Origin of the sequence: Ureibacillus sinduriensis BLB-1 = JCM 15800 (assembly GCF_000772955.1) — a bacterium.
Classification (GTDB): domain Bacteria; phylum Bacillota; class Bacilli; order Bacillales_A; family Planococcaceae; genus Ureibacillus; species Ureibacillus sinduriensis.
The window spans coordinates 503,572-523,533 of record NZ_JPVO01000055.1; the positions used below are offsets into that span (position 1 = coordinate 503,572).

A 19,962-nucleotide genomic window follows, 5' to 3' on the forward strand; every position below is an offset into this window, starting at 1 on the left:
CAAAATATAATTTTACATCAGTTATTAGTACCAACTACTAAAATTAAGTTTAACAGCTTGATAAATAAAAATCAAGAAGAGTCTGGTAACTTGCAATACAAAATAGTGGATAGCTATATTGTATTGCAATATACTTGAGGTACCTAGTTAATATAGCGAGGTAATATAGAAGTTCTTGAAGATGTAGTGATCTGTATGTGCGAAGCGTTGAAAAATAATAAGGCACTATAGAATCATGGGCGTTCTAAACTTTAAGTGGATACATAAGTATTTAAGTTATCAGAATTGTGCTTTCCTCATGGCAACTTAGAGATGTATGTTCCGGACTAAATCAGACAATGGGGTGAACAATATGTCCATTCGAAGCCAACTATTGAAGGGCGTTTTAGATGGGTGTGTATTAGCAATGATTGAAAAGGAGGAGATTTATGGTTATGAGCTTTCCCAAAAATTACAGGCGTTTGGCTTAATGGGAATTAGTGAAGGGACGATTTATCCTGTTTTATTAAGGCTTCAAAAGAGCAATTGGATTGTTGGGACAATGCGCCCATCCGGAAATGGGCCAAACAGGAAATATTACTCGTTAACAAATGAAGGCAAGGAGAATTTAAAACGAATACGAAGCGAGTGGAATTTACTGAACGACCCAATTACTAAAATATTAAGAGGTGATGAGGATGCAAACAACTGTTAAAGAGTTGGTGAAGCAAAATAATGAAAAGCGAAAAATTTTGACATCCGAAAATCAAAAGTATTATGAAAATATGCTCGTATATATAAGAACAAATGCTTTAAAAAGTGAGCGGGCAACAGAAGAAGTCTTGCTTGAAATGCTGGATCATCTCATAGAGGCGCAGAAGGAAGGGAAGAGTGCAGAGGATGTCTTTGGTAAAACCCCAAAAGAGCTGGCGGAAGAAATTATTGAAACCCTACCAAAAGAGACATTTAAGGACATGCTGGATTTTGGATTTGAAATTGCATTTACATTATTCGGTTGGTATCTAGCGATAAGTGGTTTATTCCCGCTAATTACAAGACAGGATCAAACGATACATCTGGGATCGGTTTTTCTTTCAGCAGTATGCTTAATTTCAAGTATTATCCTATTAATTTACTTTATATTTAGGGTTATTAAAAGAAATGCATTTGAAGACAAAGTCACGAAAAGCAAGGTTCACTGGCTATTCGGGTTACTCTTTGTATTATTATTGGGAATCGGGATCAGTGTAAATTACTTTTTTGATCCATTTGGACCATCCCTTACTATTTCTTTTATGTTTGAATTCGGACTAGGCTGTTTCTTTCTATTGGCGGCATTCCTGTTTAAAAAAATGCGGGAATCTAAGTGAAAAAAAGAGGTTGGGCACATATCCGCCAACCTCTTTTGATTATTCATATTTCAATGGGTCGCCTTCGAATGATTCATCGGCCACTTTGATAGAATCTGTAGGACAGCCTTCAAATGCATCCTGCATGTCTTCCAGTAAATCTTCTGGCACTTCAGTTGTACCCATGTTATCATCAATAATAACGAAGGCGATTCCTTCATCATCATAATCATAAATATCCGGGGCTGCAGCACCACAAGCGCCACAAGCAATACATGTATCTTTATCTACAATTGTAAATTTTGGCATGTTTTTCTCTCCTTTTTCACGTGCGCTTCCAATTAAAGCTTCTTATCTATTCTAAATCTGTTTAAATTACTTTTCAACCTAATAGTTTGAAATGGAGGGTTGATTTTGATTTTCCATCATATTCTTTTACAAATTTTCCACAATTTCAATCAGGAACGATCCATCTCTGCACCATTCCATCTACTAAGAGGGAAACGATCGGGACAGACCGTGCAGGATGTCGGAATCTACCAACTGCATCAATACTTTGGAATACTTCCGAAATTAACGAGAACCAAGTACAACGAGGAATTGTCGACTCTTATTGAAAATCAATCCCTCATCGTTAAAGATGATGGTTTTTATGAATTAACAAGGAATGCAGACGAACAATTGAAGAAGATGCAAAAACTCTCACTTGACGGTTGGCATTACCGAGGGAATGAGCATATATATTTTGCTAGATTATCGTTAATCATTCAAACATTATCCCATCAACGAGCTGGCCAAATGACCTTTGTGCCCATCCAGAAAGATGAACAGGTTCAGCAATGGGCTAAAGGTTTTTTAAAAGCAAATCAGTATAAGGGTGGGCAATTGCAACCGAGATTATTAAATGAAATCCATAGCAGTTTAGAACAAACCAATGTTGAAGAGTCAGGAAAAAATATACTCATTCTTCGATTGTCAGGTTATGGTTCGTCAGGGCTAACTTGGCAACAAATTGGTTTTCAAGAAAATATGAACGATATCGACCTGCAAGTAATTTATATCGCCACCTTACATAATTGGATGAATATAATATTGGCCAATAGTGAATATTTCCCTCTACTACACCAAATGGCTGATGGTCTCCGTATTAAAAACCCTTTGACGGGATCTGCCTTTCACTCGGCGGAGCTATTTAATAATGGACATTCCATAGAAGAAATTAGCAAGATTCGAAATCTGAAATTAAGTACGATAGAAGATCATATTGTGGAACTTGCTATGAACGAACCGCATTTCAAATTAGAGCAATTCGTTTCAACAGTAGATATCAAAAAAGTTTTCACCGCAGTGGATGATTATAATACAAGAAAGTTAAAAGTCTTACATGAAGTTGTTCCCCATCTTACATATTTTCAGTTAAGGCTTGTACTGGCGAGAGGTGAACAAGATGCAACTTGAATCAATCCTGAATAAATATTTTGGCTACTCTAATTTTCGCCCCGGCCAAAAAGAAGTTATTGAAAACGTACTCCAGGGTCAAGACGTTATTGCCCTGTTACCGACTGGAATGGGAAAATCTCTTTGTTATCAACTTCCTGGCTATATATTCGATAAACCGGTATTAATCATATCCCCGCTACTTTCATTGATGCAGGATCAGGTCGACCAAATGAAGCAATTTAAGGAAAAGCGGGTCATAGCATTGAATTCATTTTTAAACCCTGCACAAAAAAGAACAACAATTCATTATTTGCATAATTACCGTTTTATATTTATTTCTCCTGAAATGCTTCTTCAAGAGCATGTGCAACAGAAACTAAATTCTATGGAACTTTCTTTGATTGTTGTGGATGAAGCACATTGTATTTCTCAGTGGGGTTTTGACTTTAGACCGGATTATTTGCGTATCGGACAAGTAATTGGAAAAGTCAATCGCCCGCCAATATTGGCGCTGTCGGCAACCGCTACAACAAAGGTTCTTCGTGATATTGAAAGTTATTTGAATATGGATGGGCCATATAAATTCATTCATTCAGTAGATCGGCCTAATATTCACTTGGGGAAAATGTTGTTCCAAGGAAGAGAAGACAAAATTGACTGGATTATGGACCATGTATCAAAAAGTGCGGGACCTGGCATTATTTATACACAGTCCAGGTCGAAAACAGAAAGTCTTAGTGGAAGGTTGCTTCAAGCGGGTATCTCTTGTGCTGCCTATCATGGTGGGATGGACCCGTTGGACAGGCAGTTTATACAGCAACAGTTTATAGATGGTTCCCTAGAATGGATTGTTGCAACCAACGCTTTTGGCATGGGGGTGCATAAGCAAAATGTTCGTCAAGTCATCCACGAATCGCTACCTTCCAATATGGCCAATTATATGCAGGAAATCGGCAGGGCAGGAAGGGATGGCAAAGACTCTCTCGCCATTTTGCTTTATGCAGAGGGGGATGAAGAGTTTGCCAAGTTTGTAGGGATCGATGATTACCCGGTAGACGCGCATGTGGATAGTTACTTAAGTTATCGGTCAAGAAATGAACAACCGAGCTCCATGATTCAAAATGGCGAAATTTCCGAGACAGCTTTCCGTGTATTGGATTATTGGATGAATCAGCTTCAGCCTGCCGAAGTTAGACAACAATTAACATCCATGAAATATGAGAAAATGAGAGCTGTTGAAGAAGTAATGGAATTGATCGATACGAATAAATGTATGAGGGAAAAACTTGTCCATTATTTCGGTCAAACTTTGGACAATACACCGAATGATTGCTGCCAGTGCTGCGGGATGGATTATGGGAAGATAATCCATCGACGAGAGAATGATGCAACGTACCCTCACTTATTGAACTGGAAAGATAGAATTGAAATATTATTATTAGGAAACTCTTGAAAATTATCAGCTTTAAAAGGATTCAATAGGAGAAATCACATATTCTACTAAGTTTATCAATTTATCGACATAAATCTCTCAAAATTTCCAATCCTATCATTTACTTTTCATAGAAATTTCGTCATAATTAGGGAAAGATAGTGTTGGAGGTGGGACTCATGAGTAATGGAGATTACAGAGAGAAAATTGAAGAGCATCGTCAATCGATTGAACTAGAAGACCAACAAAACTCTAGAATGTCACGCTCACGTCAAAAAGTAAAAAAGAAAAAGAAAAATAGAAAGAATCCACTATTAAATATTTTGCTGTTTGTTCTATTGGGTATTCCTTTTGCTTTATTAATTTACGTTTCATTCTTTTATACGCCTGCAGATACCGACATGGCTGAAGTGGAAGAGAATGGCTCGATTGTAGAAGTACAAAAGAACAATACAGTTTCCGCAAGCAATAAAGAGACGGATGAACCAAAAATAGAACAAACTGATGCTGACTCAACAACGAATAGCAATGAACAAGCTAAAGAGAAAGAAGCAGCAGTTGCGAAGCAGGCTGAAGAAGAAGCTAAAAAAGCTGAACAGGCCAAATTGGAAAAAGAGAAGCTTGCAAAGCAACAAGAAGAGCAAAAACAAAAAGAACAGCAGCCAGGTGGCAAGACCCATACTGTACAACCGAACGAAAACTTATTCCGCATCGCACTTAAGTATTATAATGATGCGAGTGGAGTCGATAAAATCATGGCGGCAAATAATCTTTCTTCAAACAGTATATCTGTTGGACAAACATTGATTATTCCGTAACGAGCAAAAAATGATTCTAGAGTAGACTAAAAGAATGGTATAACCATTCCTTTAGTCTTTTTTTAGTGAAATTTAAGCTACCTCTACGATCATGGCAATTTTAAGTAATTACCTGAAGGAATATGATAAAATATAATGAAGAAAAATTTAAGGGACAGTTGAAAATAATGAATCATAAAAATTGAGTTCATTTTTTATATTTTCAGAAGGAGGAATTGGAGTGTTTGAGCTTTTTATCATCGTGGCTGTCATCTTACTTGCTTTTTTACTTTTTATGCTCAAGCAAGCTTCAGAAAACAATATACTATTCCATGAAGTAACTTTAAATGGAGAAAAGGAAAAAGTATCTCTATTTTTTATTTCTGATGTGCATTTAAGGAAAATTAATCAAAAAATGCTCCGGAAAATTGATGGGAAAATCGACGCCGTCATTATTGGCGGGGACTTGGCCGATAAACGTACACCAACCAGCAGGATCTATGACAATATTCGTTTGCTGCAAAATTTGGGGCCAATATACTTTGTTTGGGGAAATAATGATCGGGAAGTTGGGGAAGACAATTTACGAAAAATCTTCGACGAGATGAACGTCACAATACTTGAAAATGATTCAACCTTGATACCATCCTTGCGTAACCGCTGTTGGCTAAGTGCAATTGATGATACATCCACAAAAAATGCCCGGTACAACCAAGCCTTCGAAAAGTGTGGAAAAATGGATCATGTATTTTTTATCTCCCATAATCCTGAGGTTTTTTCATATGTCCGACGAAAATACAAAGCCAAAATCATGATGGGCGGACATTTACATGGTGGACAAATCAGATTTGGACCCTATGGCATACATCCTCATGGGTCTTTTTCAATGCGCGAAGGAGTAGCGACGCTAATTAGCAATGGCTACGGGACAACAGCAATCCCTTTAAGATTTGGCGCAAAGCCGCAGTGTCATATCATTGACGTACGTTTTGAAGGCGAAAATAACCGGGAAACTTAAATTCGGCATTAGACCGATCTAACATACTAATTGTTGCAGGTGATAAGTCCGGCTAACAGAGAGGAAATGATTCGCGAATCGTTTTAAATTGAGATTTTCTAAAGGAGATGTAATGAATGCAAAATGTGGATGCCATTATCGTAGGGGGAGGGCCGTGCGGATTATCCGCTGCGATTGAACTAAGGAATATCGGTCTAAAACCGGTCGTTATTGAGAAGGGGAATATTGTCAATGCGATCTATAACTATCCTACTCATCAAACTTTCTTTAGTTCGAGCGAGAAATTAGCCATAGGGGATGTTCCGTTTTTAATTGAGGAACGTAAACCACGAAGAAACCAAGCGCTTGTTTACTATCGTGAAGTAGTTAAGATGAAAAATATTCAGGTAAATCGCTTCGAAAAAGTACAATCTGTTAAAAAAGAACCTAGCGGCCGTTTTGCCGTTATAACCGATAAAGAAGTTTATGAAACGCCTTATGTCATTCTGGCTACAGGCTACTATGATCAGCCAAATTATCTTAATATTCCTGGGGAGAATTTACCAAAAGTCCAGCACTATTTTAAAGAGGCACACCCCTACTTTGATACAGATGTTTTAGTGATTGGTGGGAAAAACTCGGCAGTGGACGCAGCCTTGGAACTACATAAAGCAAAAGCAAGAATTACAGTGGCTTATCGTGGGAGCGACTATTCGACATCGGTTAAGCCTTGGATTTTGCCTGAATTTGCTTCCTTGGTAAGAAATGAAGAAATTTCTATGCACTTTAACACAGTTGTAAAAGAAATAAGAGAAAATGAAGTTGTTTTATCGGTGGACGGTGAAGAAAAAGTGATTGAAAATGATTTCGTTTTTGCAATGACGGGCTATCACCCAAATCATCAGTTTATACGCAGTATGGGAGTAACAATCGATGAGGAAACAGGAAGACCGAACTACAATCCGGAAACGATGGAAACGAACATAAAGAACCTCTATATAGCGGGAGTTTTGGCTGCGGGCAATAATGCCAATGAAATTTTTATAGAAAACGGGAAATTCCATGGGGGCTTTATTGCCAAGCATATTTTGTCAAATGAAAATTAGATAGTTCGTGTAAAACAATGAAAACAAAGCTGTAATGGCTTTGATTTCATTGTTTTTTTGTTGAGCAACCTATTTTAATTTAGTGCGTTATAATTATCGATAAAGAAATAAAACCGTTTTTTCTCGAAAATATCTAGTTTTTTCTCTTTAAGTATCATATTATGTCGTTAGTGTTAATATAATTATTTCATAAAGCTTCAATAGAATAGGAGGATACTATGGTAAATTCTGACACAATATATCACTCTGACAAAAAAATATCAACTACCTCCGTAACTTTGGGATTATTGAGAAAAGAGTTAATAAGCAATTTGGGGATGAAGCGGGCGAAAGCCTTTCTTTTAAGATATGGGTGGAATTTAGGTGTCGCCTATGCAAAGAAGTGGCTGCAAAATCCAGCAAATCTTGAAGATATGTTGACAAAGGGGGATCTTTTAAAAATCCAAACTGGACAAACCTCAAAAATGGCTGCAGAACGAACTTTAAAAACGAATGTGGATGGAAAAGTTGTCTATATCTTTTCAACCGGGAAATGGACGGATTCAATTGAGGTTAAAGAGCATATAAAGAATTTTGGTCTGTCAACTACCCCTGTGTGTCATACACAAGCCGGAATCAGCAGTGGATTTGTGACGATGATGACAAATAGAAAGGTATATTGCAAAGAAGTTAAATGTCGTGCCATGGGTCATGATGAATGTGCCTATGAAATAAGGATAGAAGAAGAGTGGCATAACGATCCGGATATGCTGGAGGAAATAGGGTTGTATAGAGAAAGAAGTGTCATGGATGAATTGAATCACAGTTATGAGCAATTGATTGACCAAAAAAACTATATTGAAAAAATTTCTACTTTCCATGATACATTGACGAAGAATTCATCAGAAGGCCGTTCCGTTGAGGAATTAGCTCGTACTGTATCCCGAATCCTGAAAATTCCAGTCACAATAGAGGACTTAAATTTTCAAGCAAGGTGTTATGCAGGCATGGATAAAGATACCTACGACGCGTTGAAGGAGGACTTTTTGGGATCTGTGCCAAGGAAAATTTGCGGGAAACCCAAATTAACAACCAATGATAAAAACAACATCATTCGTGGGATGTTGCACAATCGTTTAATTGCACCAATTGTTGTACAGAATGAGACAATTGGGTATATGTCTTTTATTTATGCCGATAAAACAGTGGAGTTTGAAAAGGACAGCATGTTGCTGCAGCGAGCAGCTAGTTCAATTGCCGATTGGTTTTTAGCTGAAAAGGCCAGTATCAAGGAAGCGGCAAAGATAAAGGGCTACTTATTGGAACAGTTACTGTCTAAGCCTTATCAACCAGAGTCCAGTATTGTTAATCAATGTTCGAGCATGGGCATTGATCTGAAAAAGGCATTCTATATCGCTGTACTGCAGTTTACTCCGAACGGGCTAGACACAAATATTGGCGAATTCCAAAAACAGGTGCTTAGCTCAATAACAAGATATTTAGAAATGCAAAATTATACGATCCTGATAACCCAATACGAAAATCAGCTCGTCATGTTGATGCCGAAAGTGAAAGAACTGCATTTCAACTTGGAAAATATCATAAATTATTTATCAAACGACTATTGGCAAGGAATTTTCCGTATAGGGTTGAGCAATGAAAGTGAAACGACTTCCCACATCTCCGAAAGGCTGGAAGAAGCCCAAAAAGTATTGAGAATAAACAAAAAAGATCCCATTGTGTTCCATGAGGAAACAAACATGATAGGTGCTTTAATCAACTCAAAAAATATGTCCACCATACGTCGGAAAGCCCAAAAAGAATTGCAGCCGATTCTTCAATTAAAGGATTCGAAGAGAGACGAATTATTGAAAACTATGTATGTATTTTTGCTGAACGGTGGGAATTTACAGCAATCCAGCAATGATCTTTCTTTATCAATGAGCGGTTTGCTCTACCGTATTTCGAGGATTGAAAAACTCTTAAACCAACAATTGCGTGATCCACGAGCCGCATATGAATTATTGCTCATGTTGGACGCCCTTAGAGTAATTGGGGATATCGATGTGTGATAGTTAGATGGAGTCTACGTGGAAAGTTATGAAAGGAAGGGTATTTTAGCGGATGAAAAAATCCTGATAAAATACCCTCTTTCTATAAATTTGTCATAATTATGACTGGAAGCTCTAATTAAAAAATTCCTTCAAATCAATCGGCGTACGTTCTTGATTTAAGCCGATCAACAGTTTTAATCGTGCTTTTTGACCATTGATTCCGTTAGCGAATATTACCCCGCAATTTTCAAGGCTTTTTCCGCCGCCCTCATAGCCATAAACGCCTTCAGCAATTCCGTTGAAGCATCTGGATACCAGTATGACCGGGATATTTGCCTGGAGCAATTTTTGGATACCCACGGCTACATCTGGAGGGACATTTCCTTGGCCCAAGCCTTCTAGAACGACACCGTCATACCCCAACGTTAAGATTGCTTCAATCAAATCTCTTTCCATTCCAGCATATACTTTTAAAAGAGCCACACGTTTTTCGATTGAATTGACTTCAACATAACGGCGCTTAATTGGTGCTTGATGTATATGGACCGTTTTCTTTGTCACTAAACCGATAGGACCATATTGAGGGCTTTGGAATGTATTGACACTGGATGTTGATGTTTTAGTAATGTTGAATGCCTGATGAATTTCGTCGTTCATCACAACTAATACACCTTTATCTCTCGCCTCAACGCTGCAAGCAACCCGTACTGCTTCAACCAAGTTATAAACACCGTCGGCACCCAGTTCATTGGATGACCGCATTGCTCCCGTTAAAACGATTGGAAATTCATATTTTGTGGTTAGGTCCAAAAAGTAGGCTGTTTCTTCCAATGTATCTGTTCCGTGAGTAATAACCACCCCATCCACAGGCTTATCCTTTACATGTTCAACTAAGACGTTGCGTAAGTAAAGCATCTCTTTTGGTGTAATGTGGGGGGAGGGGTGATTGAATGCTTCCATCTCAACAATATTGGCGTATTTGCCGAGTTGTTCGCTTACACCCAGAAGGGGGTTTTTTTCGTTCGGAAGTACCGCGCCTGTTTCATTCATTTTCATGGATATTGTGCCACCAGTGTGAATTAATAAAATATTTTTCTTCATGTGAAAAACCTCTCTTACCCATCTTTTCTTTAGTTACTAATGTTATAATAACATTAATGAGCTTTTATGGAAGGAGTGTAGCCTATGTTTATATTGCTATCAGCTGCAGTAGCTCCCGGTCTAGCTTTGTTGAGTTATTTCTACTTGCGTAATCAAATGGCAACAGAACCAAGAAAGACGTTATTGCAATCTTTCTTCTTTGGGACATTAATAACCTTTCCCATCATGTTTATACAATATGTGGTAAAAGAAGAGGAAGCAATTGCGAATCCATTTCTTGCAAATGTACTATTTTCAAGTGGGCTAGAAGAGTTTTTTAAATGGCTGGTCATTCTTACGCTAATTTTCAGGCACGTGGAATTTGACGATCCTTATGACGGTATTTTGTACGGAGCCAGTGTTTCGCTTGGATTTGCCACCGTAGAGAATGTATTGTATCTACTCACATTTGGAATAGACACTGCCCTGATGAGGGCGATATTACCTGTCTCCAGTCATGCCCTTTTCGGAGTTGTCATGGGGTATTACTATGGAAAAAGTAAATTTGCAAAAAATGATAAGCAAACAGAGTATTTAGTACTCTCCCTATTTGCACCATTATTCTTACATATTATATATAACTCTATTCTGACATTTGAAGGATATTGGGTATATCTCATTGCACCATTCATGTTCTTCCTGTGGTGGTTTGCATTAAGGAAAGTAAAATTAGCTCACCAGCATCTCGTCCAGCATTTATTTGAACAAAATAAAATTTAGCAGCTTCTATTTTCATTGAATTTATGAAAATGGGAGCTTTTTTTTTTTTGCAAGATACTCCTAGTTTTTTTTATATGTTTTTCTTATCGGGAACGTATAAAAGCAAATCTTTTTTACATGCTATGAGAAAGGAGTGAAATAAATGGTAAGAAGTATTTTTATGTCTGTTATTTTAATATTTGGCACACTTGCGGTAATAAAGCCAGATGAACCATTAGCATTTTCGGGACAAACCATTGAACGGGGCGCATTTGGGGATGATGTGATTGAATTGCAGGCACGATTACAATATTTGGGATTCTATAAAGGGAAAATAGATGGAATTTTTGGATATGGAACATACTGGGCTTTGCGCAATTTCCAGGATCAATATGAACTAGGGGTCGATGGGATTGCGGGAACAAAATCAAAAGATGCCTTAGTGCGGGTGAGTGACTATCATGGAGACTGGGTTCATGAACAAATTGAGAAAGGAAATCGATTCACTCATTATGGAGGGATCCCACTGGCACAACAAACTAGCGCAGGAGCAGGTTCTTCTGAAAGTACAGATGTGCAGCTTCCGGTAAAGTATTCCGAACGGGATTTACAGCTCATGGCCAATGCGGTATATGGCGAGGCTCGCGGTGAACCATATGAGGGGCAAGTGGCAGTGGCTGCAGTTATATTGAATCGATTGGAATCTGCGGAATTCCCAAATACGATTTCTGATATTATATTCCAGCCGGGTGCGTTTACAGCTGTAGCAGATGGGCAGATTTGGTTAACTCCGAACGAAAGGGCAAAACAAGCGGTATTGGATGCCATGAATGGGTGGGATCCTACAGAAAACGCCCTTTATTACTTTAATCCAGCTACCGCTACAAGTAAGTGGATTTGGTCGAGACCGCAAATAAAACAAATTGGTGAACATATATTCTGCTACTAAAGGAGGGACAATATGAAGAGTGCTATCTATTTACTTTCCATCGCTGTGTTGGCGCTAGGTTTATACTCTTATGAAGTGAGAAAGGATAATGAACATTTACAACAGACAATACACGCACAATATACAAACTCGTTGACCAATGCATCTGAAAAATTATCGACTTTACAACAATCAGTATCTCAATCTTTGTTGTTCCAAGATGAAGTAGCACTGGAAAATGAATTGGATAATATTTGGCGAATCAGTAACGAATTTCGCTCAACAATTAGTAGCCTTCCATTAAGCAGGGAAGTATCGAATGAATGGTTGCGGTATGTTGGCAATATCGGTGAAGAAGCCAAGTTTGCCGCAGATAACGACGATTTTGAATCATGGCATAAGCGAATGCCTTTAGTCAATCAGAATTTGCAAGCTTTGGCGGATGAATGGACTGTCGCGACATCAAACTTTTACCAAAATGATGCCAGTATTAGCGAATGGGCTTCTGTTGCTGAAAAAGAAGCAAATGACTCGCCTTTCAAAACCGTTGCGGCAAATTTAAAAACCTATGGTGAAACCGATTTTCCTTTAACAGCGAGTGAATCGGATTGGCTGAAGAAAAAAGAACTTCAAAATTTGGATGATCAAGAAATCACGAAAGATCAAGCGATTGAAAAATTGGAGTCGCTTATACCTGGCATCAAGGATGCGACATATACGGTAACGAAAAGCAAAGATAATGCTCCGTATCCTTTCTATCATATCCAATTTGTTAAAGGAAGCCGTATTGGGTATGCAGATATTACCGTAAAGGGCGGTTATATTTTATCCTTCTTGTCTGAAAGGCCAGTTCAAGAAAAAACGGGGATAACGCAGCAGCAAATCCGGGATTTAGTTACTCAAATTTTAAATAAAGCAGGTTATACAGATTTGCAATTGGTCGAAATGCGTGAAAACCATGAAGCGTGGCATATGTCTTTAGCTCGTGTAGTTGGGGAGGATAAGGCGTTGGTTTACGCGGATGGAGTTCAAATGAAAATTTCGAAAGATAGTGGTGAACTACTAGGTTTAAATGCTATGGAGTATGTTCAAAAAGAAGAGATAAATGAAGATCAAGAAGTGGTGCCGATTGATTGGAAGGCATTCTTTAGACCTGGAACACAAGTGGAAGAGGAACAATTGATCTACACAGAAAATGAAGCTTTCCAACTGAGAAAATGTTATCAAGTCATCGCGCGCTTTGACAACGATTTGAATGAGACATTCAGGGTAGTTGTCGATACTGAGAACCATGATGTTTTAAAAGTAGAGTATATGCAGTAAATGTGCACCGGAAAATGTAATCTTTAACAGAGCTTCTTTCACTTCATTCTCTTAGATTCGTTTTAGCAGTTGTTGCAAAATATCTAAGAGAATGAAGTAAAAAATCATGATGTTTATAGAAATAAATTCATATTCGTGCCATAATTAAACTATTATGATTGTGCGAGGCGAAGATTATGCAACTTAAACTAGGGACAACGCTAATGTTGGAACCTACCTATACGGACAGAGTTGAAAAATTCCGGTGTAAAATTGTAGAACAAGATAATACCATTCTATATATTGACTATCCGGTTAATACTGTTACAAATAAGACTGCTTTTTTAGTGGACGGTTCACAATTTCGGGCCTCATATACAGCAGAAGATAAAGTTAGTTATGCATTTAATACAGAAGTATTAGGGCGGAAATTAGGAAACATTCCAACCATCATGTTGTCTTGCCCTCCCGCGGAAGAGTTCGTGAAAATCCAGAGACGTGAGTTTGTGCGAGTGAATACACCTGTTGATATCGCGATAGAATATAATAATAAATTCTATCAATATGTCACGGATGATATAAGTGCCGGCGGGGTAGCAATACACCTGAATAAAGATCTGCCGTTTATGGAGGATGAGAGTGTCAACCTCACGATTGCACTGCCTTTTATCAATGGGGAAATTCGCTATGTCAAAACATCGGCAAAGTTGATTCGGATTATTGAAAAAGACCGTGTAAGGTTAGCGTCTCTTCAGTTTATGGAGACAGATGATCTAGATAAGCAATATATAGTGCGTTTCTGTTTTGAAAGACAACTGTCCAATAGAAGAAAAATGGAAGCGAATTAAATAAGCCAACAAATGGTGCGTCCCAAAGGTTTGATTTCCAAACTTTTGGGTCATTTTTAGATAGGAAAAGAAAGCTTATCGCAAGAGTATCATCAATCGAATATGGTACAATGTTGTAGGAAAGTAGGGATTTTATGGTTAAACAAATACAAATTGCAATCGATGGACCAGCGGGTGCAGGAAAAAGTACAATCGCCAAAATTGTAGCAGAAAATCTAGGTTTCACTTATATCGATACTGGAGCGATGTATAGAGCGGTTACGAATAAAGCTATGTCTCTAAACATAGACTTAAGTGATGCAAACTCGCTAAAAAAAATGTTGCTGGATACTTCTATTATCTTAGAACCTTCGCAAAATGGACAACTTGTCTTTGTTGATGGGAAAAATGTAACCGAAGCGATCCGTTCAAACGAGGTGACAACAAACGTAAGCGAAGTAGCAGCACATGCAAGCATCCGTGAAATTCTCGTCGCAAAACAACAAGAATTAGCTGCACTCGGTGGAATCGTAATGGATGGCAGAGATATCGCCACACATGTATTAAAAGATGCAGAGCTGAAAATTTTCATGTCCGCTTCTGTAGAAGAAAGAGCAAAACGCCGATTTCTAGATAATGAACGGAGGGGGATACCTTCGACTATAGAAAAACTAAAAAAAGAAATTGCACTACGAGATCAACTGGACAGCCAGAGGGAAGCTTCTCCCCTAATCCAGGCGGAAGATGCGATTTATCTAGATACAACCGAGCTTTCAATAGAACAAGCGGCAGAGGAAATACTAAAATTGGCAAAGCAGCAAATGGAGTAAAATGAAACTCAAAAGTGCAACTTTAGAAAAAAGTTGATGAAATTATTGATATTAGAGGAAAATTTTTTGTTTTTATGAACTATTTAGAATAAAATAGAAATTGGAAGATGCGAAGGAGGGTTACATATGTCTGAAGAAATGAACTTAGGATCAAACCAAGAGTTTCAAGAAGGAGATATTGTGAAAGGTGTTGCTGCACAGGTAGATGAAAAAGCAGTGACAATCTCTATTGAAGGTGCTCCTTTCGATGGGATTTTACCAATCAGCGAACTTTCAAGCTTGCACATTGAAAAAGCTTCTGACGTAGTATCAGTAGGTGATGAGCTGGAGCTGATGATAACGAAAGTGGAAGAAGAAAACTTTGTATTATCAAAACGTAAAGTTGACGCGTTAAAAGCTTGGGATAAGCTTGAAGAGCAATTTGCATCAGGAGAAGTATTTGAAGCAGAAGTGAAGGATGTCGTGAAGGGTGGCCTAGTGGTTGATCTGGGTGTACGTGGCTTCGTTCCTGCATCACTTGTGGAAGATCATTTCGTAGAAGATTTCGAAGATTATAAAGGCAAAACATTAACTTTTAAAATTACAGAACTGGATAAAGACAAAGGACGCTTGATTTTATCACACCGTGCTGTCCTGGAAGAACAGAAGGCTTCAAATAAAAAACGTTTACTGGACGAAATTCATGCTGGTGATGTAATAGAGGGTAAAGTTCAACGTTTAGCACCATTTGGGGCATTTGTCGATATCGGTGGGGTGGATGGTTTAGTCCACATTTCCCAAGTTTCACATGATCATGTAGATGATGTAAGCAGTGTTTTATCAGAGGGTCAGGCTGTTCAAGTAAAAGTGCTTTCGGTTGATCCAGAAAATGAGCGCATATCATTATCGATTAAGGATACATTGCCTGGACCATGGTCAAAAGTGGAACAACAGGTGACAAAGGGGTCAATTCTGACTGGTACAGTTAGACGTTTAGTATCCTTTGGGGCCTTTGTTGAGCTATTCCCGGGAGTTGAAGGGCTTGTTCATATTTCGCAAATTTCTCATAAGCATATCAATACACCTCACGAGGCACTAAAAGAAGGCGACGAGGTACAAGTGAAAGTATTGGATGTAAACGCGGAAGAAAAACGACTATCTTTGAGCATTAAAGAGCTTCAAAATAATCCCGAAAAAGAAGAAGAATTCGACTATGAATTACCTGAAGAAACAACTGGATTCTCGTTGAGTGATGTAATTGGAGACAAGTTAAAAGGTTTTACAAATAAATAAAACCAAGCAAGAGACGTACCATAAAGGTGCGTCTTTTTTAGTTGAAGTCAAATAGTAAGTTCATACCAAGTTAAGTTCAATTAGTTTGGCAAAGAAAACTTCTCATCGAGGAAATAGCTGACTTTTTTTCGCTGGACAGTGGGGTTGTTTCGTCTTGACGGGTGGTTAAGTTTTCCAAAATTAATTGCTTAGAATTGAAAAAATGATATAATTTATATTTTCGTGTATAATACTAAAGATAAGAATTTGGAAGGATGAAGTACAGATGACAAAACCAGTAATCGCCATCGTAGGTCGTCCGAACGTTGGAAAATCCACAATATTTAACCGTATTGTTGGTGAACGCGTGTCAATCGTGGAAGATATTCCAGGCGTAACACGTGACCGTATTTATAGTTCGGCAGATTGGTTAACACATGAATTTAACATCATTGATACAGGTGGAATTGAAATAGGAGATGAACCTTTCTTAGAACAAATTCGCGGACAAGCAGAAATTGCTATTCGAGAAGCCGATGTAATTATCTTGATGACAAATGGGCGTGAAGGCGTTACATTAGCTGATGAGCAAGTAGCAAAAATTTTATATAAAACAAAAAAACCGGTTGTTTTAGCGGTAAATAAAGTTGATAATCCGGACATGCGTGAAATGATTTACGATTTTTATTCTTTAGGATTTGGCGAACCATTCCCGATCTCAGGTTCCCATGGTTTAGGTCTTGGAGATTTGCTCGATGAATGTGCGAAACACTTCCCTAAGGAAGAAGAAGAGCAATATTCGGAAGATACAATTAAATTCAGTTTAATCGGCCGACCAAATGTTGGGAAATCTTCATTAGTGAATGCATTCTTGGGACAAGAACGGGTAATCGTAAGCGATATCGCTGGAACAACGCGTGATGCTATTGATACACCTTATACTTATGATGATCAGGAATATGTCATCATTGATACAGCGGGTATGCGTAAAAAAGGAAAAGTGTATGAATCAACAGAAAAATATTCTGTTTTACGTGCATTAAGAGCCATTGAACGCTCCGATGTTGTTTTAGTTGTTCTAAACGGTGAAGAAGGCATTCAAGAGCAAGATAAAAAAATTGCCGGCTATGCCCATGAAGCGGGTAAGGCAGTTATCGTCGTTGTGAACAAGTGGGATGCTGTTGAAAAAGATGAAAAAACGATGAAACATTATACACAGCAAATTCGCGAGCACTTCTTATATTTGCATTATGCTCCAATCATTTTCGTATCTGCGAAAACAAAACAACGTGTACATCAAATCTTGAACATTGTTCAGCGTGTTAGCGAAAATCATGCAATGCGTATCCAATCGTCAATTTTAAATGAAGTGATTGAAGATGCAGTAGCACGTAATCCGGCACCATCTGATCATGGGAAACGTTTACGGATTTATTACACAACACAAGTGGCAATTAAGCCGCCAACTTTCGTTACATTTGTAAATGATCCGGAATTAATGCATTTCTCTTATGAACGATTCCTTGAAAACCGAATTCGTGAAACCTTTGACTTTGAGGGAACACCAATTCGATTAATCGCAAGAGCACGCGACTAATCGACTTTGAGGGGGAGAGAATATGGAAAATGTTACGGTTTTAGGAGCGGGCTCCTGGGGCACGGCATTGGCGCTAGTACTGGCTGGTAATAATCATGATACGCTTGTTTGGACACATCGTGGAGAACAAGCGGATGAAATCAATATACATCATACAAATCAAAAGTATTTACCTAATATCCAATTGCCAGAGAAACTCGTTGCCACGAGCAATCTAGAAGAAGCGATCCATCATTCAGACATCATGGTTGTAGCGGTGCCTACAAAGGCCATTCGTGAAGTCTGCGGCTCAATGGAACAGTTCCTAAAGGATAAAAAATTGTTTGTCCATGTATCGAAAGGAATTGAACCGGATTCGCTTATGCGTATTTCCGAAATTCTATCTGAGAGCCTTTCACCGGATATAGTAGAGGAAATAGTCGTCCTCTCAGGGCCCAGCCATGCGGAAGAAGTCGTTTTGCATCATCCCACAACAATTACGGCAGCTTGCAGTAATCTGGACGCAGCTGAAAAGGTTCAGGACCTATTCATGAATAACTACTTCCGAGTGTACACGAACGACGACGTAGTGGGAGTGGAACTGGGAGGGGCATTGAAAAATGTGATCGCCCTGGCTGCCGGGATCTCAGATGGCCTTGATTATGGAGATAATGCAAAAGCTGCGCTTATTACAAGGGGATTGGCAGAAATCACTCGACTGGGTGTGAAAATGGGCGGAAATCCTTTTACTTTCGCCGGTTTAACTGGTATGGGTGATTTAATTGCAACTTGTACAAGTGTCCACTCACGGAACTGGAAAGCAGGCAACATGCTTGGCAAAGGTTTGAAACTTGATGAGGTGCTGTCTCAAATTGGGATGGTGGTTGAAGGGGTGCGTACAACAAAAGCGGCCCATCAGTTATCTGAAAGATATGACGTACCGATGCCGATTACTACGGCACTTTTTGAGATTTTATTCAATGAGAAAGAACCAAAAGTAGCGGTGGATGAATTGATGATTCGAATGAAAAAACGTGAGATTGATCTTTACTAATTTTGTCATCATGCTTCATTCGGAATAAAAGGGTATGAGGAGGTAGTACGTTTACCTCCTCTTCTTGTGAAAGGAGTTTCCAACTTGCAAAATTTGTTATCTTCCATGGACTACCTAGCGCTGCAAACGGCGAGGGGACCACTTGCAACGATGCATGCCTTGGATGTCATGTGGGTTTCATTTTATTCAATTGGTGCCATGTTGTTATCTGTACTGATTGTGGGAATTACAAGAAAGTGGGTAAACAACGGGTGTCTATCTTTGGTTTTGCGATTAATCGCTTTTGTCATTTTTGCAATCGGTTCCATCCTCATGGTGCTCGTAGTTTTGACATGGCCGAACTAAATTATATACATAGTATAAGCTTCTAAATGGTAGCTGTTAGTGAAACAATGTACCCGAGGTGAGTAGAAAATGAAGAGAAAATGGAGCCTGTTTTTCGTACTAGCTCTTACTACCGTTTTGTTATCAGGTTGCCTCTTCCCTGAAGAGGAAAAAGCAGAAAACCAGGTACCTGACGATCTCCAATTAGCCTCTGTTCAAAAGGCTGTGGAGGAATTTCAAGCAGATACAGGTGTACTTCCAATTAAAACACGAGACATGGATACTGATATCTTTATTAAATATCCGATCGATTTTGAAAAACTTATTCCAAAATATTTAGCGAATGCACCAGCCAATTCATTTGAAAAGGGTGGATTGTTTCAATATATTATTTGGGACCCGGAAGTAAAGCCCACAGTGAAATTGGTTGATTTGCGATCTGCTGAAAGAATCCGGGAATTAAATATTAGATTTATGAGCACCTACTATCCAACTTTCAAGGAGCAAATTGCAGATTACGTGTATTCGATTGATTTCGAAAAGATAGGTTATAAGGAAGACTTAACTGTCCAAAGCCCCTATACGAATAATTTGCTTCCTTTAATCGTCACGACTGAAGGTGAAGTCTACATTGATTATTCATTGGATCTAAATATTTTCTTGAAAGAAAATAATGTAAAGCCTATACCAGGCGAGGATATCAGAATGTTATTAGTAAATGAGTACCCAGTTGTTCCTGCGTATTCATTGCCTTACACAGTCGATGAAAACAACGAACCGATCTTTATGTATGACCCGACTGCGGACAAAGAAGATGAACAAGAAACAACCGAAGCCAAGCAGTAAAGATAATAATAGTTAATGAAAATAAAAGTGTTTAAAAAATATGGTTACTTAC

The 19,962-nt window shown here is 38.5% G+C and carries 20 protein-coding genes; 18 read left to right on the plus strand and 2 right to left on the minus strand.

Annotation, left to right across the window (positions count from 1 at the left end; all coding sequences use genetic code 11):
- Positions 1–352 precede the first annotated feature (352 nt).
- Together CD33_RS18325 and CD33_RS18330 are read left to right on the plus strand one after the other, a co-directional pair.
- Positions 353–694 (plus strand): PadR family transcriptional regulator, encoded by a 342-nt coding sequence (locus CD33_RS18325; RefSeq protein WP_036203565.1) that lies wholly within the window; start codon positions 353–355, stop codon positions 692–694.
- Positions 678–1,349, plus strand: a complete 672-nt coding sequence (locus tag CD33_RS18330) for a DUF1129 family protein (protein ID WP_052130333.1) — start codon at positions 678–680, stop codon at positions 1,347–1,349. The genes CD33_RS18325 and CD33_RS18330 overlap by 17 nt, the downstream gene beginning before the upstream one ends.
- A gap of 39 nt (positions 1,350–1,388) precedes the next feature.
- On the opposite strand, the gene CD33_RS18335 is transcribed toward CD33_RS18330, so the two are convergent.
- Positions 1,389–1,637 carry a ferredoxin gene (locus tag CD33_RS18335; protein WP_036203567.1) on the minus strand — a complete coding sequence of 83 codons (249 nt, stop codon included), beginning with the start codon at positions 1,635–1,637 and terminating at the stop codon, positions 1,389–1,391.
- 105 nt (positions 1,638–1,742) lie between these two features.
- Between CD33_RS18335 and CD33_RS18340 the strand changes: the two genes are divergently transcribed.
- The 6 genes from CD33_RS18340 to CD33_RS18365 all read left to right on the plus strand — a co-directional run bounded on the left by CD33_RS18340 (position 1,743) and on the right by CD33_RS18365 (position 9,151).
- The gene (locus tag CD33_RS18340; RefSeq protein WP_036203571.1) at positions 1,743–2,786 is read left to right on the plus strand and encodes a YpbB family protein; all 1,044 of its coding nucleotides are present in this window, start codon (positions 1,743–1,745) and stop codon (positions 2,784–2,786) included.
- On the plus strand, positions 2,776–4,221 hold the full coding sequence (locus tag CD33_RS18345) for a RecQ family ATP-dependent DNA helicase (RefSeq protein ID WP_036203573.1): 1,446 nt from the start codon (positions 2,776–2,778) through the stop codon (positions 4,219–4,221). The genes CD33_RS18340 and CD33_RS18345 overlap by 11 nt, the downstream gene beginning before the upstream one ends.
- A gap of 158 nt (positions 4,222–4,379) precedes the next feature.
- A complete protein-coding gene (locus tag CD33_RS18350; protein ID WP_036203577.1) occupies positions 4,380–5,018 on the plus strand; it encodes a LysM peptidoglycan-binding domain-containing protein in 639 nt (212 codons plus the stop codon).
- Between the two features lie 220 nt (positions 5,019–5,238).
- Positions 5,239–6,015 (plus strand): metallophosphoesterase, encoded by a 777-nt coding sequence (locus CD33_RS18355; RefSeq protein ID WP_036203580.1) that lies wholly within the window; start codon positions 5,239–5,241, stop codon positions 6,013–6,015.
- A 116-nt stretch (positions 6,016–6,131) separates the two neighbouring features.
- Positions 6,132–7,100, plus strand: a complete 969-nt coding sequence (locus tag CD33_RS18360; RefSeq protein ID WP_036203583.1) for a YpdA family putative bacillithiol disulfide reductase — start codon at positions 6,132–6,134, stop codon at positions 7,098–7,100.
- A 218-nt stretch (positions 7,101–7,318) separates the two neighbouring features.
- Positions 7,319–9,151 carry a V4R domain-containing protein gene (locus CD33_RS18365; protein WP_036203586.1) on the plus strand — a complete coding sequence of 611 codons (1,833 nt, stop codon included), beginning with the start codon at positions 7,319–7,321 and terminating at the stop codon, positions 9,149–9,151.
- Between the two features lie 114 nt (positions 9,152–9,265).
- Here CD33_RS18365 and CD33_RS18370 read toward each other — a convergent pair whose 3' ends face one another.
- Positions 9,266–10,234, minus strand: a complete 969-nt coding sequence (locus CD33_RS18370) for an asparaginase (RefSeq protein ID WP_036203589.1) — start codon at positions 10,232–10,234, stop codon at positions 9,266–9,268.
- A gap of 84 nt (positions 10,235–10,318) precedes the next feature.
- Here CD33_RS18370 and prsW point away from each other — a divergent pair, with 84 nt between their 5' ends.
- The 10 genes from prsW to CD33_RS18420 all read left to right on the plus strand — a co-directional run bounded on the left by prsW (position 10,319) and on the right by CD33_RS18420 (position 19,910).
- A complete protein-coding gene (prsW, locus tag CD33_RS18375) occupies positions 10,319–10,993 on the plus strand; it encodes a glutamic-type intramembrane protease PrsW (protein ID WP_036203592.1) in 675 nt (224 codons plus the stop codon).
- Between the two features lie 142 nt (positions 10,994–11,135).
- Entirely contained in the window at positions 11,136–11,921 is a 786-nt protein-coding gene (gene sleB / locus CD33_RS18380; protein ID WP_036203595.1) for a spore cortex-lytic enzyme, read from the plus strand.
- Between the two features lie 12 nt (positions 11,922–11,933).
- Entirely contained in the window at positions 11,934–13,223 is a 1,290-nt protein-coding gene (locus CD33_RS18385) for a PepSY1/2 domain-containing protein (RefSeq protein ID WP_036203598.1), read from the plus strand.
- A 176-nt stretch (positions 13,224–13,399) separates the two neighbouring features.
- Positions 13,400–14,050 carry a flagellar brake protein gene (locus CD33_RS18390; RefSeq protein ID WP_036203601.1) on the plus strand — a complete coding sequence of 217 codons (651 nt, stop codon included), beginning with the start codon at positions 13,400–13,402 and terminating at the stop codon, positions 14,048–14,050.
- Between the two features lie 134 nt (positions 14,051–14,184).
- The gene (gene cmk, locus CD33_RS18395; RefSeq protein ID WP_036203603.1) at positions 14,185–14,859 is read left to right on the plus strand and encodes a (d)CMP kinase; all 675 of its coding nucleotides are present in this window, start codon (positions 14,185–14,187) and stop codon (positions 14,857–14,859) included.
- 126 nt (positions 14,860–14,985) lie between these two features.
- A complete protein-coding gene (gene rpsA / locus CD33_RS18400; protein WP_036203606.1) occupies positions 14,986–16,131 on the plus strand; it encodes a 30S ribosomal protein S1 in 1,146 nt (381 codons plus the stop codon).
- 265 nt (positions 16,132–16,396) lie between these two features.
- A complete protein-coding gene (gene der, locus CD33_RS18405) occupies positions 16,397–17,707 on the plus strand; it encodes a ribosome biogenesis GTPase Der (RefSeq protein ID WP_036203609.1) in 1,311 nt (436 codons plus the stop codon).
- A 22-nt stretch (positions 17,708–17,729) separates the two neighbouring features.
- Positions 17,730–18,740 carry an NAD(P)H-dependent glycerol-3-phosphate dehydrogenase gene (locus CD33_RS18410; protein ID WP_036203612.1) on the plus strand — a complete coding sequence of 337 codons (1,011 nt, stop codon included), beginning with the start codon at positions 17,730–17,732 and terminating at the stop codon, positions 18,738–18,740.
- An 84-nt stretch (positions 18,741–18,824) separates the two neighbouring features.
- A complete protein-coding gene (locus CD33_RS18415; RefSeq protein WP_235863143.1) occupies positions 18,825–19,085 on the plus strand; it encodes a DUF2768 domain-containing protein in 261 nt (86 codons plus the stop codon).
- Positions 19,086–19,154: 69 nt separating this feature from the next.
- Complete coding sequence (locus CD33_RS18420) at positions 19,155–19,910, plus strand: YphF family lipoprotein (RefSeq protein WP_036203615.1); 756 nt, start codon at positions 19,155–19,157, stop codon at positions 19,908–19,910.
- The last annotated feature ends 52 nt before the right edge of the window (positions 19,911–19,962 follow it).

Excerpts from the sequence above, each read along its gene's own strand:
- CD33_RS18325 (WP_036203565.1), top strand. The coding sequence starts at position 353 with ATGTCCATTCGAAGCCAACTATTGAAGGGCGTTTTAGATGGGTGTGTA.
- CD33_RS18330 (WP_052130333.1), top strand. The coding sequence starts at position 678 with ATGCAAACAACTGTTAAAGAGTTGGTGAAGCAAAATAATGAAAAGCGA.
- CD33_RS18335 (WP_036203567.1), bottom strand. The coding sequence starts at position 1,637 with ATGCCAAAATTTACAATTGTAGATAAAGATACATGTATTGCTTGTGGC.
- CD33_RS18345 (WP_036203573.1), top strand. The coding sequence starts at position 2,776 with ATGCAACTTGAATCAATCCTGAATAAATATTTTGGCTACTCTAATTTT.
- CD33_RS18350 (WP_036203577.1), top strand. The coding sequence starts at position 4,380 with ATGAGTAATGGAGATTACAGAGAGAAAATTGAAGAGCATCGTCAATCG.
- CD33_RS18360 (WP_036203583.1), top strand. The coding sequence starts at position 6,132 with ATGCAAAATGTGGATGCCATTATCGTAGGGGGAGGGCCGTGCGGATTA.
- CD33_RS18365 (WP_036203586.1), top strand. The coding sequence starts at position 7,319 with ATGGTAAATTCTGACACAATATATCACTCTGACAAAAAAATATCAACT.
- CD33_RS18370 (WP_036203589.1), bottom strand. The coding sequence starts at position 10,234 with ATGAAGAAAAATATTTTATTAATTCACACTGGTGGCACAATATCCATG.
- prsW (WP_036203592.1), top strand. The coding sequence starts at position 10,319 with ATGTTTATATTGCTATCAGCTGCAGTAGCTCCCGGTCTAGCTTTGTTG.
- sleB (WP_036203595.1), top strand. The coding sequence starts at position 11,136 with ATGGTAAGAAGTATTTTTATGTCTGTTATTTTAATATTTGGCACACTT.
- CD33_RS18385 (WP_036203598.1), top strand. The coding sequence starts at position 11,934 with ATGAAGAGTGCTATCTATTTACTTTCCATCGCTGTGTTGGCGCTAGGT.
- CD33_RS18390 (WP_036203601.1), top strand. The coding sequence starts at position 13,400 with ATGCAACTTAAACTAGGGACAACGCTAATGTTGGAACCTACCTATACG.
- cmk (WP_036203603.1), top strand. The coding sequence starts at position 14,185 with ATGGTTAAACAAATACAAATTGCAATCGATGGACCAGCGGGTGCAGGA.
- rpsA (WP_036203606.1), top strand. The coding sequence starts at position 14,986 with ATGTCTGAAGAAATGAACTTAGGATCAAACCAAGAGTTTCAAGAAGGA.
- der (WP_036203609.1), top strand. The coding sequence starts at position 16,397 with ATGACAAAACCAGTAATCGCCATCGTAGGTCGTCCGAACGTTGGAAAA.
- CD33_RS18410 (WP_036203612.1), top strand. The coding sequence starts at position 17,730 with ATGGAAAATGTTACGGTTTTAGGAGCGGGCTCCTGGGGCACGGCATTG.
- CD33_RS18420 (WP_036203615.1), top strand. The coding sequence starts at position 19,155 with ATGAAGAGAAAATGGAGCCTGTTTTTCGTACTAGCTCTTACTACCGTT.